Below are 18,042 nucleotides of genomic sequence, written 5' to 3'. Positions count from 1 at the left end.
CGATGCTCTCGAAAACCATCCTGCTCGTCATCGTCCTCGCGCCGCTGTTCGGCGCGCTCGTCGCGGGCCTGCTGTGCAACCAGGTCGGCCGCAAGGGCGCCGCCGGCGTCACGATCGCGGGCGTGCTGCTCTCGTGCGCCCTGTCGTTCCACGTGCTCTACCAGCTCGTCTGGGGCGGCGCGGCGACGTTCAACGAAAACCTCTACACCTGGTTCCAGGTCGGGTCCATCGGCGCGCACGTCGGCTTCCTCGTCGATCGCCTCACGGCGATGATGATGGTCGTCGTCACCTTCGTCTCGCTGATGGTGCACGTCTACACGATCGGCTACATGGCCGAGGACGACGGCTTCCAGCGCTTCTTCAGCTACATCGCGCTGTTCACGTTCTCGATGCTCATGCTGGTCATGAGCAACAACTTCCTGCAGCTGTTCTTCGGCTGGGAAGCGGTCGGCCTCGTCTCGTACCTGCTGATCGGTTTCTGGTTCAAGCGCCCGAGCGCGATCTTCGCCAACATGAAGGCGTTCCTCGTCAATCGCGTCGGCGACTTCGGCTTCCTGCTCGGCATCGCCGGCGTGCTGTTCTGGTTCGGCTCGCTCGATTACTCGCAGGTGTTCGCGGCGACCGCGTCCGACCTCGTCGCCTCGCGCACGGTCGAGATCTTCGCCGGCCATCCGTGGCACGTCGCTACGATCGTCTGCATCTGCCTGTTCATCGGCGCGATGGGCAAGTCGGCGCAAGTGCCGCTGCACGTCTGGCTGCCGGATTCGATGGAAGGCCCGACGCCGATCTCCGCGCTGATCCACGCCGCGACGATGGTGACCGCGGGCATCTTCATGGTCGCGCGCATGTCGCCGATCTTCGAGCTCAGCGAGACGGCGTTGTCGTTCGTGCTGGTGATCGGCGCGACCACCGCGCTGTTCACAGGCTTGATCGGCATCGTGCAGAACGACATCAAGCGCGTCGTCGCCTATTCGACGCTGTCGCAGCTCGGCTACATGACCGTCGCGCTCGGCGTCTCGGCGTACGCCGGCGGCGTCTACCACCTCATGACGCATGCGTTCTTCAAGGCTCTGCTGTTCCTCGGCGCGGGCTCGGTCATCGTCGCGATGCACCACGAGCAGGACATGCGCTACATGGGCGGGTTGCGCAAGTACATGCCGGTCACCTGGATCACGATGTGGCTCGGCTCGCTCGCGCTCGCGGGCACGCCCGGTTTCGCCGGCTTCTTCTCCAAGGACGCGATCATCGAGGCGGTCGGCGAGTCGCACCGCTGGGGTTCTGGCTACGCGTATTTCTGCGTGATGGCCGGCGTATTCGTGACCGCGCTGTACAGCTTCCGCCTGCTCTACAAGACGTTCCACGGCAAGGAGCGCTTCGTCGTCGAGGCGCCCCATCACGGCCACGGCCATCACGACGCGCACCATGACGACCATGGCCACCATGAGCCGGGTCATCTCGCGCATGCGCCGCACGAATCGCCGTGGGTCATCACCCTGCCGCTCGTGCTGCTCGCGATCCCGTCGGTCATCGTCGGCTGGTTCACGATCGGGCCGATGCTGTTCGGTGGCTGGTTCGGCGATGCGATCCGCGTGAGCGGCGAGGAAGGGCGTGACGTGCTCGGCGAGATCGGGCGCGAGTTCCACGGCCCGCTTGCGATGATGCTGCACGGCTTCACGCAGGCGCCGTTCTGGCTCGCCTTCGCCGGTTTCGCGGTCGCGACCTGGATCTGGCTGCTCAACCCCGGCGTGACCGAGCGCTTCAAGAACGCGCTGCGCCCGCTCTACACGATGCTGAACAACAAGTACTGGGTCGACGAGCTTTACCAGGCGGTGTTCGCGCGCGGCGGCATCGCGCTCGGCCGCGGCCTGTGGAAGGGCGGCGACGCCGGCCTCATCGACGGCGTCGCAGTGAACGGCTCGGCCGCGCTGGTCGATCGCGTTGCCGCGACCGTGCGCTGGCTGCAGTCCGGCTACCTCTACCACTATGCCTTCGCCATGATCCTCGGCCTGATCGCGCTGCTCGGTGGCGTGTGGTGGGTCACCCACCTGGCGCCCTGATCGACGGACTGACACGACCATGCATCTTCCGCATCTTCTGAGTCTCCTGATCTGGCTGCCGGTGCTCGGCGCGATCGCCGTGCTCGTGTTCGGCCGGCAAGCGAATACCGCGCGCTGGCTCGCCCTGCTGACCGCCGTCGCTACGTTCCTGCTGTCGATCCCGTTGTGGACAGGTTACGTGCCGGCGACGCCCGGCATGCAGTTCGTCGAGACGCTGGCGTGGATCCCCGCGCTCAACGCCAACTACGCGCTCGGCGTCGACGGCATCGCGATCGCGCTGATCGTGCTGACCACGTTCACCAGCGTGCTCGTCATCCTCGGCGCGTGGGGCCCGATCGAGGAGCGCGTGTCGCAGTACATGGCCGCGATGCTCGCGCTCGAGGGCCTGCTCGTCGGCGTGTTCGCGGCGACCGACGCGCTGCTGTTCTACGTGTTCTTCGAAGGCATGCTGATCCCGATGTTCATCCTCATCGGCATCTGGGGCGGCCCGCGGCGCGTCTACGCGACGCTCAAGTTCTTCATCTACACGTTCCTCGGCTCGATCTTCATGCTGGTGGGCCTGATCTACCTGCACATGAAGACCGGCCAGTTCTCGCTCGACGCGTTCGCGCACGCCGGCCTCGGAGCGAGGGAGCAGGCGTGGCTGTTCTTCGCGTTCCTGATCGCGTTCGCGATCAAGGTGCCGATGTGGCCGGTGCACACCTGGTTGCCGGACGCGCACGTCGAGGCGCCGACCGGCGGCTCGGTGATCCTGGCCGCGATCATGCTGAAGGTCGGCGGTTACGGTTTCGTGCGCTTCTCGCTGCCGATCACGCCGGACGCGTCGCAGGAATACGCCTGGGTCGTCATCGCGATGTCGCTGATCGCCGTCGTCTACATCGGCTACGTCGCGCTGGTGCAGGAGGACATGAAGAAGCTCGTCGCGTATTCGTCGATCGCGCACATGGGCTTCGTCACGCTCGGCCTGTTCGTCGCGCTCGCGCTCGCGCGCGTCAACGCCAATCCGGACGGCGCGCGTCTCGCGGTGCAGGGCGCGATGGTGCAGATGATCTCGCACGGCTTCGTCTCCGGCGCGATGTTCTCCTGCATCGGCGTCATGTACGACCGCCTGCACACGCGCATGATCGAGGACTACGGCGGCATCGTGAACGTGATGCCGTGGTTCGCCGCGTTCATGGTGCTGTTCGCGATGGCCAACTGCGGCCTGCCGGGCACCTCGGGCTTCGTCGGCGAGTTCATGGTCATCCTCGCCGCGTTCCAGGACAGCCCGCTGATCGCCGCGGTCGCCGCCTTCACGCTGATCATCGGCGCGGCCTACACGCTGTGGCTGGTCAAGCGCGTCGTGTTCGGCGAGGTCGGCAACGACAAGGTCGCGAAGATGAAGGACCTCGACCTGCGCGAATGGATCGTGCTCGGCGCGTTCGCCGCCGGCGTGCTCGCGGTCGGCGTGTACCCCAAGCCGCTGACCGACCTCATGGAACCTGCCGTGCAGCAGCTCGTGCAGCAGCTCGTCCTGGCCAAGATGTGAGCCACCCGACATGATCCAGTTCAACCCCGCCGATCTCGCGACGATGCTGCCCGAGCTGTTCCTGCTCGGTGCGACCTGCGCGATCCTGCTGATCGACCTGTTCCTCAAGCCGGCGCAGCGCGACGTCACGCACTGGCTTTCGCTCACCGCGCTGCTCGTCGCAGGCGTGCTGGTCTGGCGCGGCGCTCCGGAGCAGGGCACCAGCATCGCCGCCTTCAACGGCATGTTCCTGCGCGACGGCGTGGCCACCGTGCTCAAGGTGTTCGTGCTGCTGACGACGGGCCTCGTGTTCCTCTACAGCCGCGACTACCTGCGCCAGCGCAAGCTGTTCGTCGGCGAGTTCTACCTGCTACTCCTGTTCGCGACGCTCGGCATGATGCTGCTCGTCTCGGCCGGCAACCTCGTCACGGTCTACCTCGGCCTCGAGCTGCTGACCCTGAGCTCGTACGCGCTGGTCGCGCTCAATCGCGATTCGGCGGTGTCGAGCGAGGCGGCGATCAAGTACTTCGTGCTCGGCGCGCTCGCCTCGGGCCTGCTGCTCTACGGCATGTCGATGATCTACGGCGCGACCGGCACGCTCGACCTCGCGAAGATCCACGCGGTCGCCGATTTCTCGGCCGACAGCCCGCACCGCATGCTGCTCGCATTCGGCCTCGTGTTCCTCGTCGTCGGCTCGGCCTTCAAGCTCGGCGCGGCGCCGTTCCACATGTGGCTGCCGGACGTCTACCAGGGCGCGCCGACCGCGGTCACGCTGTTCGTCGGCTCGGCCTCCAAGCTTGCCGCATTCGGCATGACCTGGCGCCTGCTCGACGGCGCGATGGGCGGCATGAACGCGCACTGGACGCAGATGCTCGGCGTGCTCGCGGTGCTGTCGCTGGCCGTGGGCAACGTGTTCGCGATCGCGCAGACCAACCTCAAGCGCATGCTCGCTTACTCGACGATCTCGCACGTCGGCTTCCTGCTGCTCGGCTTCGTCAACGGCAGCGCGTCCGGCTACGCGGCGGCGATGTTCTACATGATCAGCTACGCGCTGATGGCGGCGGTCGCGTTCGGCATGATCATGCTGCTCGCGCGCGCCGGCTTCGAGGCGGAAGAGATCGACGACTTCAAGGGCCTCAACCAGCGCAACCCGTGGTATGCGGGCGTGATGGCGATCGCGATGTTCTCGCTGGCCGGCGTGCCGCCGCTGTTCGGCTTCTTCGCCAAGCTCATGGTGCTCAAGGCGGTCATCGACGCGGGCCAGATGTGGCTGGCGATCGTCGCGATCGTGTTCGCGATCATCGGCCTCTACTACTACCTGCGCGTCGTCAAGGTCATGTACTTCGACGAGCCGCACGACAAGGCCGCGCTGGAACTCCCGCGCGACCGTGGCTTCCGCTGGGTGCTGTCGCTGAACGGCCTCGCCTTGCTCGCACTCGGCGTCTTCTGGGGGCCGCTGCTGGACTGGTGCAACAGCGCGCTCATGGTCGGCGCGCGCTGATCGCGTGCTGAACGACGGCGGGCGCGCGGGCCGTCTTCGCAACATCGGGGTTGCCGTCACGGGGCGTTCCCGCTACACTGCGTAGCTCGGTGCGGGGTGGAGCAGTCTGGCAGCTCGTCGGGCTCATAACCCGAAGGTCGTAGGTTCAAATCCTACCCCCGCTACCAGTTTCAAGAGGTCCAAGGAAAAGGCCGCCTCGAGCGGCTTTTTTTCTGGCCAGGCGCAGGATGCGCCGGCCGCCTTCGGGCGGTATCCGCCGATGTTGGATGCGACACAACGGCGAACTACGGAATGGGCCTCGTGCCCATTTTTTGTTTGTGTTTTTGCTTTTCCCGCAATGGCGGCCGAATGGACGCCCTTGCCTCTGGCGGTCAGGGACGATCGCGACGGATGCCATGACCAACGACGAACTGAGCCAGCTGCTGGAACCCGCGATCGCCGACCTCGGCCTCGAGCTGGTCGGCATCGAGTTCAGCCCGAACGCGGGTGGAAGCCTGCTGCGCGTCTACATCGACGAACCCGAGCAGGGCGTCACGATCGACGACTGCGAGCGGGCCAGCCGCGAGATCTCCGCCCTCCTCGACGTCAACGATCCGGTCGCGGGACGCTACACGCTCGAAGTCTCGTCGCCGGGTCTGGAGCGCCCGCTGTTCACGCCGGCGCATTTCGAGCGCTTCCGCGGCGAACAGGTCAAGATCAGCGTGAACCTGCCGCTCGATGGCCGGCGCCGGTTCCAGGGCCGGATCGAAGCCGTCGACGAGGAGCGCGTCACGATCGAGCAGGACGGCAAGCCGGTCGATATCGCGCATGCGAACATCGCCAAGGCGCGCCTCGTGCCCGACTATGTCGCGCTCGGGCTCGCCCCGGCCAAGCCGGGCAAGCCGGAGCAGGCGGCGCATCCGAAGCGGAAGAAGAAGTGATGGTCGCCCGGGGCTGGGCCCGGGCGGGAACGTAAGGCCCGGTCGACAGGGTCGGACGAAGCGGTAACAAACAGGATTGAAGTCGTCGTTCGGGCGGTAGCGATGCCGTTCGGATGGCGCAGATGGAGCCCCCTTGAGTCAAGGGGGCGGCCCGTCCGCAGGACGGGCGGGGTTGTGGAAGCAATACCGAAGTAGCCAACGGAGCGTAAGGCCCGGTCGACAGGGTCGGACGAAGCGGTAACAAACAGGATTGAAGTCGTCGTTCGGGCGGTAGCGATGCCGTTCCGAGGAGCCCAACAATGAGCAAAGATCTGCTGCTGGTCGTCGATGCGGTCGCCAACGAGAAGGGCGTTCCGAGAGGCGTCATTTTCGAAGCGATGGAGGCCGCGCTGGCGTCCGCCGCGAAGAAGCGCTACGCCGAGGAAGACGTCGCCGTGCGCGTCTCGATCGATCGCGACACCGGTGATTACGAGACGTTCCGCCGCTGGGAGGTCGTCGCCGACGACGTGGTGATGGAGTCGCCCGACCGGCAGATCCGCCTGATGGACGCGATCGAGGAGGTCGAGGGCATCGAGGTCGGCGAGTACATCGAGCAGCAGATCGAAAACCCCGATTTCGGGCGCATTTCCGCCCAGGCGGCCAAGCAGGTCATCGTTCAGCGCGTGCGTGAAGCCGAGCGTGCGCTGGTCGTCGACGCCTACAAGGATCGCGTCGGCGAACTCATCACCGGCATCGTCAAGCGCGTGGAGCGCGGCAGCATCTACCTCGACCTCGGCGGCAACGCCGAAGCATTCGTGCCGCGCGACCGCAGCATCCCGCGCGAGGCGGTGCGCACGGGCGATCGCCTGCGCGGCTACCTGTACGAGGTCAAGTCCGAGCCGCGCGGCCCGCAGCTGTTCGTGTCGCGCACCGCGCCGGAGTTGATGATGGAACTGTTCAAGCTCGAAGTGCCGGAAGTCGGCCAGGGCTTGGTCGAGATCAAGGCCTGTGCGCGCGACCCGGGCGACCGCGCCAAGATCGCCGTGCTCGCGCACGATCATCGCACCGACCCGATCGGCGCCTGCATCGGCATGCGCGGTTCGCGCGTGCAGGCGGTGTCGAACGAGCTCAACGGCGAGCGCATCGACATCGTGCTCTGGAACGACAACCCGGCGCAGTTCGTCATCAATGCGATGGCGCCGGCGGAGGTGCAGTCGATCATCGTCGACGAGGAAAAGCACTCGATGGACATCGCGGTCGCCGAGGACAAGCTGTCGCAGGCGATCGGCCGCGGCGGCCAGAACGTGCGCCTCGCCAGCAAGCTCAGCGGCTGGCAGCTCAACGTGATGACCGCCGACCAGGTGCGCCAGAAGAGCGAGGCCGAGCAGGCCGTCGCGCGCGAACTGTTCATCGCCAAGCTCGAGGTGGACGGGGAGATCGCGCAGATCCTCGTGCAGGAAGGTTTCTCCACGGTCGAGGAAATCGCCTACGTGCCGACCGCCGAGCTGCTCGGCATCGAGGGCTTCGACGAGGACATCGTCGAGGAACTGCGCGCGCGTGCGCGCGACGCGCTGCTCACCGACGCGCTCGCGGTCGAGGAAGGCATCGAGGAGCACAAGCCTGCCGACGACCTGCTCGCGGTCGAGGGGATGGACGAGGCACTCGCGTTCGAACTCGCTTCGCACGGCGTCGTCACGCGCGAGAATCTCGCCGACCTCGCCACCGACGAGTTCATGGAACTGGGCATCGAAGGGATCGACGAGGACCAGGCGGCGGCGCTGATCATGGCCGCTCGCGAGGGCGCCGCCGCGTAACCGGCGACGCAAGGGCGGTGCGCTCCGCGCATCGTCGGCAATACACGAACACGGACGGCGCCGGTGCGAGGCGCCCCCGGCTGGAACCACCCCCGCACGCGTCGCAGGGCCACGGAGTACCAAATCGATGTCGGACGTCACGATCAAACAACTGGCCAAGGTCCTCGGCACACCGGTCGACAAGCTGCTCGCGCAGCTGGGCGAAGCGGGCATGAAGTTCTCCGATCCCGACCAGGTCATCAGCAGCACCGAAAAAGTGAAGCTGCTCGGCTTCCTGCGCCGCACGCACGGCAAGAAGGAAGAGGCGCCGGTGGAAGCGGCTTCGTCGCCGCGGCAGATCACGCTCAAGCGGCGCACGGTCAGCGAAATCACCGTGGTCCCGGGCCAGCGCGGCGCGAGCGCGAAGACGGTCAACGTCGAGGTGCGCCAGAAGCGCACCTACGTCAAGCGCAGCACGGTCGAAGAAGCGCAGCAGGTCGATCCCGAGCGCGAAGAGGCCCTGCGCAAGCTCGGCGAATCGCAGCTCAAGCGTGAGGCGGAAGACCGCGCGCGCGCCGAGGCCGATCGCCGCCGCCAGGAAGAAGACGCGAAGATGCGCGCGGCCGAGGAAGCCCGCCGCGCCGCCGCGGAGGAAGAAGCGCGCCGGCGCGCCGAGGAAGAGACGAAGACCGAGTCCCCGGCGTCTCCTGCGGAGCCGGCGGCCGCCGCGCCGCGCGAAGCCGCGGTGGAGCGCCCGCGCCCGGAACGCGCCCCCGGGAGCGGCGCACCTGCCGACGCGCCGCACCGCCACAAGCCCAAGCACGGTTCGCACCGCATGCGCGACGACGGCGGCAGCGACGACAGCGGTCCGCGCTACTTCGGCAACGAGCTGCACCTCTCGCGCGAGGGCGCTGCGCGCCGCACCGGGCGCAAGCGCCCGAAGACGCGACAGGTGGAGCAGTCGCGCAGCGGCCCCGCGCACGCATTTTCCCGCCCGACCGCCCCGGTCGTGCGCGAGATCTCGGTCGGCGAGTCGATCACCGTCGCCGATTTCGCCGCGAAGCTCGCCGTCAAGGGCGCCGACGTGGTCAAGGCATTGTTCAAGATGGGAGTGATGGTGACGATCAACCAGGCGATCGACCACGACACCGCGGTGCTGGTCGCCGAGGAACTCGGCCACAAGGTCGTCGCGGCCGAGGACACGAGTGCCGAGACCACCCTGCTCGCGCAGCAGGCCGGCGACGAGGGCGAGAAGCAGACGCGCCCGCCCGTGGTCACGATCATGGGCCACGTCGACCACGGCAAGACCTCGCTGCTCGACTACATCCGCCGCACCAAGGTCGCCGCAGGCGAAGCGGGCGGCATCACGCAGCACATCGGCGCCTACCACGTCGACACGCCGAAGGGCGTCATCACGTTCCTCGACACGCCCGGCCACGCCGCGTTCTCGTCGATGCGCGCGCGTGGCGCGCAGTCGACCGACATCGTCGTGCTGGTCGTCGCCGCCGACGACGGCGTGATGCCGCAGACGGTCGAAGCGATCCAGCACGCGCGTGCGGCGAAGGTTCCGCTGATCGTCGCGATGAACAAGATGGACAAGACCGACGCGAATCCGGACACGGTCAAGCAGGGACTCGTCCAGCACGAGGTCGTGCCCGAGGAATGGGGTGGCGACGTGCAGTTCGTGCCGGTGTCGGCGAAGACCGGCATGGGCGTCGACGCGCTGCTCGACGCGATCTCGGTGCAGGCTGAAGTCATGGACCTCACCGCGGTGCCGGATGGCCGCGCGAGCGGCGCGGTGATCGAATCGAGCCTCGACAAGGGCCGCGGCCCGGTCGCCACGGTGCTCGTGCAGCAGGGCCTGCTCAAGCGCGGCGACTTCGTCGTCTGCGGCGTAGAGTACGGCCGCGTGCGTGCGCTGTTCGACGAGACCGGCCGCCAGGTCGAATCGGCCGGCCCGTCGATCCCGGTGCAGGTGCTCGGCCTCTCGGGCGTGCCGGAGGCGGGCGACGATTTCGTCGTCGTCGCCGACGAACGCCTGGCCAAGGACGTCGCCCAGCAGCGCCAGCACAAGCGCCGCGAGTCGCGCCTGGTCAAGCAGGCCGGCAACCGCATGGAAGACATCATGGCGCAGATGGGCGAGGGCACGGGCCAGCTGAGCCTCAACCTCGTCGTCAAGGCCGACGTGCAGGGTTCGGCCGAGGCGCTGCGCGAATCGCTGACAGCGATCACCACCGACAAGATCCGCGTCAACGTGATCGCGTCCGGCGTCGGCGGCATCACCGAATCCGATGCCACGCTCGCCGCGGCGTCGAAGGCGGTGATCATCGGCTTCAACGTGCGTGCCGATGCTTCCGCGCGACGCATCATCGAGGCCAACGGCCTGGACCTGCGCTACTTCTCGATCATCTACGACGTCATCGACCAGGTGAAGCAGGTCGCGACGGGCATGCTCGGCAAGGAAGTGCGCGAGGAGATCATCGGCGTCGCGCAGGTGCGCGAGGTGTTCCGCAGCTCGAAGTTCGGCGCGGTCGCCGGCTGCATGGTCATCGAAGGCACGGTCAAGCGGCACAAGCCGATCCGCGTGCTGCGCGACAACACGGTCATCTTCCAGGGCGAACTCGAGTCGCTGCGCCGCTTCAAGGAGAACGTCGAGGAGGTGCGCAACGGCACCGAGTGCGGCATCGGCGTGAAGCAGTACAACGACGTCAAGCCGGGTGACCAGATCGAGTGCTTCGAGCGCATCGAGGTGCAGCGGACGCTGTGACTGCCGGGAATGGGGAATCGGGAATGGGGAATCGCTTGAAGCAGATTCCGCACTCCACCTCCCCATTCCGGTAGATGGTTTCGGTTTTTTTGCCATTCCCGATTCTCCATTCCCGATTCCCGGCCATGCCCGCCAAATCCTTCAATCGCTCCGATCGCGTCTCGGCCGAACTGCGCCGCGAGATCGCGTTGCTCGTGCACGGCGCCGTGCGTGAGCATGCGTTGCCGTCGGTGAGCGTGTCCGACGTCGAGGTCACCAAGGATCTCGACGTCGCGACCGTGTTCGTCACCGCCCTGCTCGGCGAGCAGGGGCCCGAAGCGGTCGCCGCGCTCAACGAGCTCGCGAAGGAGTTCCGCCGCGAGCTGTCGCGCACGATGAAGTTGCGGCGCGTGCCGGAGCTGCGCTTCCGCTACGACGATTCGGTCGACCGCGGCGAGCGCATCGAGACGCTGCTGCGCGGCGGTTCCTGACCGGCGCGAGCCGCAGCGGGGGAGATCGTGTGATGGTGAAGCCCGTCTGGCGGGACGTGCATGGCATCCTGCTGCTGGACAAATCGGCCGGCCTGAGTTCGAACCAGGCCCTGCAGAAGGCGCGGCGCCTATTCCGCGCCGACAAGGCCGGGCACACCGGCAGCCTCGACCCGCTCGCGACCGGACTGCTCCCGGTCTGTTTCGGCGAAGCCACCAAGATCGCGGGGCTGCTGCTCGGGGCGCGCAAGGCCTATGCGGCCGAATGCGCCCTCGGCGTGAGCACGACCACCGACGACGCCGAAGGCGAGGTGCTCGAACGGCGCGTCGTGCCCCCGCTCGACGACGAGGCGATCCGTCGTGCCGCGGCGGGCCTGACCGGTCGCATCACCCAGGTGCCGCCGGTCTATTCGGCGCTCAAGCAGGGCGGCGAACCGTTGTACCGGCGCGCGCGCCGTGGCGAGGACGTCGTCGCGCCGGCGCGCGAGGTCGCGGTGTACCGCTTCGACCTGCTCGGGCGCGCGGGCGACCGCCTGCGACTTGAAGTCGAATGTGGCTCGGGCACCTACGTGCGCAGCCTCGTGCGCGATCTCGGCGAGCGGCTCGGCTGCGGCGCGCACGTGACCGCCCTGCGCCGGCTGTGGGTCGAACCGTTCATGCAGCCGCGGATGTTCACGCTGGAACGACTCGAGGCGCTGGCTGCCGAAGGCGAGGCCGCGCTCGACGCCTGCCTGTTGCCGCTCGAACGAGGCCTCGCCGCGTTGCCGCAGCTCGCCGTCTCGGCGACCGAGGCGATCCTGCTCGGCCAGGGGCGGCGTCCGGTCCGGCCGGGTGCAACCGCGGTCCCGCTCGCCTGCGCGATCGACCCGACGGGCCGGCTGGTCGCGCTCGTGGCGATCGGGGACGGCGGCGAGATGCGGGTGCTGCGCGGGTTCAATGCCGTCACGGCGCCACGTTCCCCGGTCTGAACCCGCCGGCGGGCTGCGGCGGCAGGGAGGACCGCAGCGCGGGACGGGACTTCGCATTGAAGTCGCCCGCCATTCGCGCGGGAATCGGGTTAGAATAGGGAGCTTAGTTTCGTCCCGGCGCGAGCCGGGGTTCCTGACGCGGTTTGCGCTCGTGCCGAATGCCCGGGCTGATCCGCGCCGTATGTTCCATCAAAAAGGCAGACACCATGTCCCTCTCCGTTGAACAAACCAGCAAGATCATTGCCGATTTCGGTCGTGGCAAGAACGATACCGGCTCGCCGGAAGTGCAGGTCGCTCTGCTGTCCGCACGCATCGAGCACCTGTCCAAGCACTTCGCCGACCACGACAAGGATCATCATTCGCGTCGCGGCCTGCTCAAGATGGTGAACCAGCGCCGCAGCCTGCTGGCCTACCTCAAGAAGGCGGACGCCGAGCGTTACAAGTCGCTCATCGAGCGTTTGGGTCTTCGCCGCTAAGCGCGTACATGCGACTCCGACATTACGTCGATAGTGGATGCGGGGCCGCTCGTTTGTTTGTGCGTTCGTCCATGAACGCCGCCCCACCGGGCCGTTCCATGGGCGAATGCGTTGCACGCAACATGAAATTCCAGAGCGGCCATCCATGGCCGCACTCTTCAAGTGAAGCACGAGCGCGTTCCATGGGGAATGCGCCTTCCAGACAGGACTAACAACGTGGCGAAAGTAACCAAGTCGTTCCAGTACGGCGCGCATACGGTCACGCTGGAGACGGGCGAAATCGCCCGCCAGGCGACCGGCGCGGTCATGGTCAGCATGGGCGGCACCGTCGTCCTCGTGACCGCGGTCGCGGCGCCGAAGGCACGCGAGGGGCAGGACTTCTTCCCGCTCACCGTCGACTACGTCGAGAAGTTTTACTCGGCCGGTCGCATCCCGGGTGGCTTCTTCAAGCGCGAAGGCCGTCCGACCGAGAAGGAAACACTCACCTCGCGCCTGATCGACCGCCCGGTGCGCCCGCTCTTCCCGGAGGAGTTCCGCAACGAAGTGCAGGTCATCGCGCAGGTGCTCTCGCTCAATCCCGAGATCGACGGCGACATCCCCGCGATGATCGGCGCGTCGGCCGCGCTCAGCCTGGCCGGCATCCCGTTCAAGGGTCCGATCGGCGCCGCGCGCGTCGGCTACGCCAACGGCAAGTACCTGCTCAACCCGACCACGACCGAAACGAAGGCCTCCGACCTCGACCTCGTCGTCGCCGGCACCGCCAATGCGGTACTCATGGTGGAGTCCGAAGCCAAGCTGCTCAGCGAAGATGTCATGCTCGGTGCGGTCATGTTCGGCCACCAGCAGATGCAGGTCGTCATCCGCGCGATCGCCGAACTGGCGACCGAGGCCGCCAAGCCGTCGTGGGACTGGCAGCCGCCGCCGCGCAACGATGCGCTCGTCGCCGCGCTCAAGGCCGCGGTCGGCACCAAGCTCGCCGAAGCCTTCCAGGTGCGCGACAAGCTGCAGCGCCGCGATGCGATCGCCGCGATCAAGGCCGACGTGCTCGAGTCGCTCAAGGCCGAAGCCGAGCAGAAGGGCTGGGCCGCGGCGGACCTCGCCAAGGAGTTCGCCGAACTCGAATACCGCACCATGCGCGACAGCGTGCTCAACACCAAGGTGCGCATCGACGGCCGCAACCTCGACGACGTGCGCCCGATCACCGTGCGCGTCGGCGTGTTGCCGCGCACGCACGGCTCGGCGCTGTTCACGCGTGGCGAAACGCAGGCGATCGTCGTCTGCACGCTCGGCACCACGCGTGACGCGCAGATCATCGACGCGCCGGAAGGCGAGTCGAAGGATCCGTTCCTGTTCCACTACAACTTCCCGCCGTTCTCGGTCGGTGAAGCGGGCCGCTTCGGCGCGCCGAAGCGACGCGAGATCGGCCATGGCCGCCTCGCCAAGCGCGGCGTGCAGGCGGTCAAGCCCGGGATCGACGAGTTCCCGTACGTGCTGCGCGTCGTCTCGGAGATCACCGAGTCGAACGGTTCGTCGTCGATGGCGTCGGTGTGCGGCTCCTCGCTCGCGATGATGGATGCGGGCGTGCCGCTGAAGGCGCCGGTCGCCGGCATCGCGATGGGCCTGGTCAAGGAAGGCTCGAACTTCGTCGTCCTGTCCGACATCCTCGGTGACGAGGACCATCTCGGCGACATGGATTTCAAGGTCGCCGGTTCCGCCGACGGCATCTCCGCGCTGCAGATGGACATCAAGATCGATGGCATCACCGAGGAGATCATGAAGGTCGCCCTCGAGCAGGCCAAGCGCGGTCGCCTGCACATCCTCGGCGAGATGAACAAGGTCATCAGCACGCCCCGCGCGGAAATGAGCGAGTACGCGCCGCGCCTGATCACGATGAAGATCCACCCGGACAAGATCCGCGAAGTGATCGGCAAGGGCGGCGCGACGATCCGCTCGATCACCGACGAGACCGGCGCGACGATCGACATCAACGACGACGGCACCGTGATCATCGCCTCGGTCAACCGCGATGCGGGCGAAGCGGCGAAGAAGCGCATCGAGCAGATTGTCTCCGACGTCGAGCCGGGCCGCATCTACGAGGGCAAGGTCGCCAAGCTGATGGACTTCGGCGCGTTCGTGACGATCCTGCCGGGCAAGGACGGCCTCGTACACGTGTCGCAGATCTCCAACGAGCGCGTCGAGAAGGTTTCCGACAAGCTCAAGGAAGGCGACATCGTCAAGGTCAAGGTGCTCGAAGTCGACAAGCAGGGCCGCATCCGCCTGTCGATGAAGGCGGTGGCCGAGGAAGAAGGCGCGGCCTGATCATCGGTTCCATTCGTACCGGAAAAGGCGGGCCTCGTGCCCGCCTTTTTCGTTCCTGCGTCGGCGATCACGCGCGGAGGGGCGCCAGCCGCGGCCGCGCTCCCTCGATCGTCGAGCAAGCGCGCCCGCACGTGCCTGCTAGACTTCATCCCGTGAGGAGTTGCCGTGATGACTGCATCGATGCGCCATGAGGATTTCGCTGCGCTGGCCGGCCGCCCGTGCCGGCTGATCGCGCAACCGGAGGACGGCGGCGGCGAACGCGCGGGCGTGCTCAGCGACGTCGAGGAGCGCCGCGAACGGCAGGGCTACGAGCAGTTCGCGCTGTTGTTCCGTGCCGACGGCGCGCCGCAGCAGGGGTTGTACGACGTCGTGTTCGACGGTGAACCCGTGCGCCAGATCTTCCTCGTGCCGATCGGCATCGAGGGCGGGCAGGTCGTGTACGAGGCGTGTTTCAACCGCGCGATCGGCGCGGCCTGATCAGACCTGGCTGAAGACGACCTGGTAGCTGCGCTTGTCGCCGAGGATCGGCGACATGAACGCACTGAAGGCGGGCCTGCCCGCGGTGCTGAACTCGTAGATGCCTTCCTCGAGCGCGGACGGTTGCTCGCTGCGGAACACGAGCGTGAAGCAGCGTTCGCGCGCGCGCTTCTCGTCGGCATGGCCTTGCGCGTTCTTCAGCGGGACGACACGCGCCAGGCGCAGGTCCGCCGAGGCGCCGTCGCGCACGAGCTTGAAGGGCCGCCCGACCATGGGCGCGAATGCGGACACGCTGAAGTCGGCTGCTGCGGGCGCCGACGCCGGGGCGGCGGCCAGCACCTCGCCTGCCTTGCCGAGCGACAACGCGACCGATGCGGCACCGAGCTGGAGCAGGAAACGGCGGCGCTGCGGCATGGTGTTCGACTCCCCTTGAACGCCGTCGAGTCTAATCCGCCCCGGCGCAGCCGCGCAATCGCGCGCGCTTGAGTTGGCGCCTGCACAGCGCCTACCATGCACGGGTTCGGACGTTCTGCCGGGCAGTGGCACAGGGGACAATACCGATGACGACGCCGTTCATGAGCGAGATCCGCATGTTCCCGTTCGACTTCGCTCCGCGCGGCTGGGCGATGTGCAACGGACAGATCCTGCCGATCAACCAGAACGCGGCACTGTTCTCCCTGCTCGGGACGATCTACGGCGGCAACGGGACGACGAACTTCGCCCTGCCGAACATGCAATCGCGCGTGCCCATGCACGCGGGGCAAGGCCCCGGCCTCACCTCCCGGTCGCTCGGCGAGCTCGGCGGCACCGAATCGCACGCGTTGACAATCAACGAAATTCCGTCGCATCAGCATGGACTGGCCGCCACGAGCGCAGTCCCGTTGGGCGGGCCATCCAATGCGTTGCTGGCCACGCCGGCGACGACCAAGCCCTACCGTGCAGGTGCTACGCAGACGTTTTCCGCCACCCTGACAGGGGGCAGCGGGAGCGGCGCACCGCATTCCAACCTGCAGCCGTACCTGACCCTCAATTTCGCGATCGCCCTGGTGGGCGTCTTCCCGTCCCGCAACTGAGCACGCGCCATGTCCCAACCTTTCCTCGGTGAAATCCGCATGGTCGGCTTTTCGTTCACGCCAGCCGGGTGGGCGGCCTGCAACGGCCAGCTGCTTGCGATATCGGAGTATGACGCACTGTTCGCGCTGATCGGCACCACTTATGGTGGGGACGGCCAGACGACGTTCGCACTGCCCGACCTGCGTGGCCGCCTGCCGCTGCATCGCGGCACCGGGGCAGGGCTGTCGTCCTACACGCTCGGCGAGAGGGCCGGTGTCGAGACGGTTACGCTGTCGGTGCCGCAGATGCCGCCTCACCAGCACTCCCTCAACGTCGCGCGCGACGGCACGCGCACGAACTTGCCCGGAGGGAACATGCTCGGTTCCGGCGAGGCGGACGTGTACACGCACGACACGGGCAATCCGGTGCAGATGGCGTCGCAGCAGGTCACGTCCGTGGGCGGCAACCAGCCGCATCCGAACATGCACCCGTTCCTCTGCATCAATTTCGTGATCGCCCTCTACGGCGTCTTTCCTTCCCGCAACTGAGCGCCGGCCATGACCCAGCCCTTCCTCGGTGAAATCCGCATTTTCGGTTGCACGTTCGCCCCGCGCCGGTGGGCCACGTGCAGCGGCCAGGTCATGTCGATCAGCCAGAACAGCGCGTTGTTCTCCCTGCTCGGCACGTACTACGGCGGCAATGGCACGAGCACGTTCGCCTTGCCCGACCTGCGGTCGCGCTCGCCGATGCACCAGGGCCAGGGGCCGGGCCTGACGCCGCGCGACATCGGCGAGCGCGGCGGCAGCGAGAGCGTCACGCTCACCTTGCAGCAGGTGCCGGGACATACCCATCAGCTCCGCGCGCAGGGCTCGCGCGCCGACCGCGCGAATGCGGAGAACTCGTCGTTCGCACAGGGCGCGGAGAGCATCTACGCCAGTGGCCTCGGCCCGACCACGTCGCTGTCGCCGCAAAGCATGGGACTGGCAGGCAATGGCTTTGCGCACAACAACATGCAGCCCTATGCCGTGGTCAATTTCTGCATTGCCCTCGAAGGCATCTTCCCCGCGCGCAATTGAGGCCGGCATGTCCGAACCGTCCATCGGCGAAACCCACATGTCCGGTACCGGCGTCGTGCCATGCAGCGAGGTCGGACCGTGTCCCGCGGTCGATCCGTGCGCCGCGGCCGTGCGCGTCCTCCCGGTTCGCCCGTGAGCAGAGCCGACGCGCCATTGCCGCCGGACCCCGTCCTGCGCGAGCTGCGCGCCGATGACGATGCCTTGCTCTATCGCATCTACGCGGGCACGCGCATCGAGGAACTCGCCCCGCTCGGCTGGAGCGAGGCGCAGCTGGAGTCCTTCCTCCGCATGCAGCACGTGGCGCAACACACCGACTACTGGCGCAACTACGACACGTCGCGCTTCCGCGTCGTGACCTGCGACGGGCAGGACGTCGGGCGACTCTACGTCGAACGTCGGCCCGGCGCGCTCGACATCATCGACATCGCGTTGCTGCCGGAGCATCGCGGCCGCGGCATCGGCACGCGCCTGCTCGAGGCACTCGCGTGCGAGGCGGATGCGGATGCGCTCACGATGCAGATCCACGTCGAGCACGCCAATCCGGCGCAGCGTCTGTATCTGCGTCACGGCTTCGAGTTCGTCGACGAAGGCGGTCCGGTCTACCGATTGATGGAACGCCGGCCGCGTGCACCGCGCGCGGAAAAGGCGGCTTGAACAGGGGCAAGCACTCATGAATCGCACA

The 18,042-nt window shown here is 67.2% G+C and carries 16 protein-coding genes and 1 tRNA gene; 16 read left to right on the top strand and 1 reads right to left on the bottom strand.

Going from position 1 to position 18,042, the window contains the following annotated elements:
- Nucleotides 1-2 precede the first annotated feature (2 nt).
- From nuoL to EV148_RS14175, 12 genes are all read left to right on the top strand, one after another.
- Nucleotides 3-2,057, top strand: a complete 2,055-nt coding sequence (nuoL, locus tag EV148_RS14230; protein ID WP_131999405.1) for an NADH-quinone oxidoreductase subunit L — start codon at nt 3-5, stop codon at nt 2,055-2,057.
- A 19-nt stretch (nt 2,058-2,076) separates the two neighbouring features.
- Nucleotides 2,077-3,585 (top strand): NADH-quinone oxidoreductase subunit M, encoded by a 1,509-nt coding sequence (locus tag EV148_RS14225; protein ID WP_131999403.1) that lies wholly within the window; start codon nt 2,077-2,079, stop codon nt 3,583-3,585.
- A 10-nt stretch (nt 3,586-3,595) separates the two neighbouring features.
- Complete coding sequence (gene nuoN / locus EV148_RS14220) at nt 3,596-5,065, top strand: NADH-quinone oxidoreductase subunit NuoN (protein WP_131999401.1); 1,470 nt, start codon at nt 3,596-3,598, stop codon at nt 5,063-5,065.
- 90 nt (nt 5,066-5,155) lie between these two features.
- A tRNA-Met gene (locus EV148_RS14215) sits at nt 5,156-5,232 on the top strand.
- 228 nt (nt 5,233-5,460) lie between these two features.
- Nucleotides 5,461-5,985: a ribosome maturation factor RimP gene (gene rimP, locus EV148_RS14210; RefSeq protein WP_131999399.1), complete on the top strand. Its 525-nt coding sequence runs from the start codon at nt 5,461-5,463 to the stop codon at nt 5,983-5,985.
- Nucleotides 5,986-6,284: 299 nt separating this feature from the next.
- A complete protein-coding gene (gene nusA, locus EV148_RS14205) occupies nt 6,285-7,778 on the top strand; it encodes a transcription termination factor NusA (RefSeq protein WP_131999397.1) in 1,494 nt (497 codons plus the stop codon).
- 127 nt (nt 7,779-7,905) lie between these two features.
- Nucleotides 7,906-10,524 carry a translation initiation factor IF-2 gene (gene infB / locus EV148_RS14200; RefSeq protein WP_131999395.1) on the top strand — a complete coding sequence of 873 codons (2,619 nt, stop codon included), beginning with the start codon at nt 7,906-7,908 and terminating at the stop codon, nt 10,522-10,524.
- A gap of 125 nt (nt 10,525-10,649) precedes the next feature.
- Nucleotides 10,650-10,994 (top strand): 30S ribosome-binding factor RbfA, encoded by a 345-nt coding sequence (rbfA, locus tag EV148_RS14195; protein WP_131999393.1) that lies wholly within the window; start codon nt 10,650-10,652, stop codon nt 10,992-10,994.
- A gap of 32 nt (nt 10,995-11,026) precedes the next feature.
- Complete coding sequence (gene truB / locus EV148_RS14190) at nt 11,027-11,959, top strand: tRNA pseudouridine(55) synthase TruB (RefSeq protein ID WP_131999391.1); 933 nt, start codon at nt 11,027-11,029, stop codon at nt 11,957-11,959.
- Between the two features lie 206 nt (nt 11,960-12,165).
- A complete protein-coding gene (rpsO, locus tag EV148_RS14185; protein ID WP_131999389.1) occupies nt 12,166-12,435 on the top strand; it encodes a 30S ribosomal protein S15 in 270 nt (89 codons plus the stop codon).
- Nucleotides 12,436-12,651: 216 nt separating this feature from the next.
- On the top strand, nt 12,652-14,754 hold the full coding sequence (gene pnp, locus EV148_RS14180) for a polyribonucleotide nucleotidyltransferase (protein WP_131999387.1): 2,103 nt from the start codon (nt 12,652-12,654) through the stop codon (nt 14,752-14,754).
- Nucleotides 14,755-14,922: 168 nt separating this feature from the next.
- On the top strand, nt 14,923-15,231 hold the full coding sequence (locus tag EV148_RS14175; RefSeq protein WP_131999385.1) for a DUF6916 family protein: 309 nt from the start codon (nt 14,923-14,925) through the stop codon (nt 15,229-15,231).
- On the opposite strand, the gene EV148_RS14170 is transcribed toward EV148_RS14175, so the two are convergent.
- Nucleotides 15,232-15,645, bottom strand: a complete 414-nt coding sequence (locus EV148_RS14170; RefSeq protein WP_131999383.1) for a DUF6916 family protein — start codon at nt 15,643-15,645, stop codon at nt 15,232-15,234.
- Nucleotides 15,646-15,791: 146 nt separating this feature from the next.
- Between EV148_RS14170 and EV148_RS14165 the strand changes: the two genes are divergently transcribed.
- The 4 genes from EV148_RS14165 to EV148_RS14150 all read left to right on the top strand — a co-directional run bounded on the left by EV148_RS14165 (nt 15,792) and on the right by EV148_RS14150 (nt 18,014).
- The gene (locus EV148_RS14165) at nt 15,792-16,304 is read left to right on the top strand and encodes a phage tail protein (RefSeq protein ID WP_131999381.1); all 513 of its coding nucleotides are present in this window, start codon (nt 15,792-15,794) and stop codon (nt 16,302-16,304) included.
- Between the two features lie 9 nt (nt 16,305-16,313).
- Nucleotides 16,314-16,832 carry a phage tail protein gene (locus tag EV148_RS14160; protein ID WP_131999379.1) on the top strand — a complete coding sequence of 173 codons (519 nt, stop codon included), beginning with the start codon at nt 16,314-16,316 and terminating at the stop codon, nt 16,830-16,832.
- 9 nt (nt 16,833-16,841) lie between these two features.
- Nucleotides 16,842-17,360, top strand: coding sequence for a phage tail protein (locus tag EV148_RS14155; RefSeq protein ID WP_131999377.1), 519 nt, complete (start codon nt 16,842-16,844; stop codon nt 17,358-17,360).
- Between the two features lie 132 nt (nt 17,361-17,492).
- Nucleotides 17,493-18,014 carry a GNAT family N-acetyltransferase gene (locus EV148_RS14150; RefSeq protein WP_241988104.1) on the top strand — a complete coding sequence of 174 codons (522 nt, stop codon included), beginning with the start codon at nt 17,493-17,495 and terminating at the stop codon, nt 18,012-18,014.
- Nucleotides 18,015-18,042: the final 28 nt, after the last annotated feature.

This window comes from Dokdonella fugitiva, from assembly GCF_004342425.1.
Lineage (GTDB): Bacteria > Pseudomonadota > Gammaproteobacteria > Xanthomonadales > Rhodanobacteraceae > Dokdonella_A > Dokdonella_A fugitiva.
This window is presented reverse-complemented; position numbering and strand designations above follow the sequence as displayed.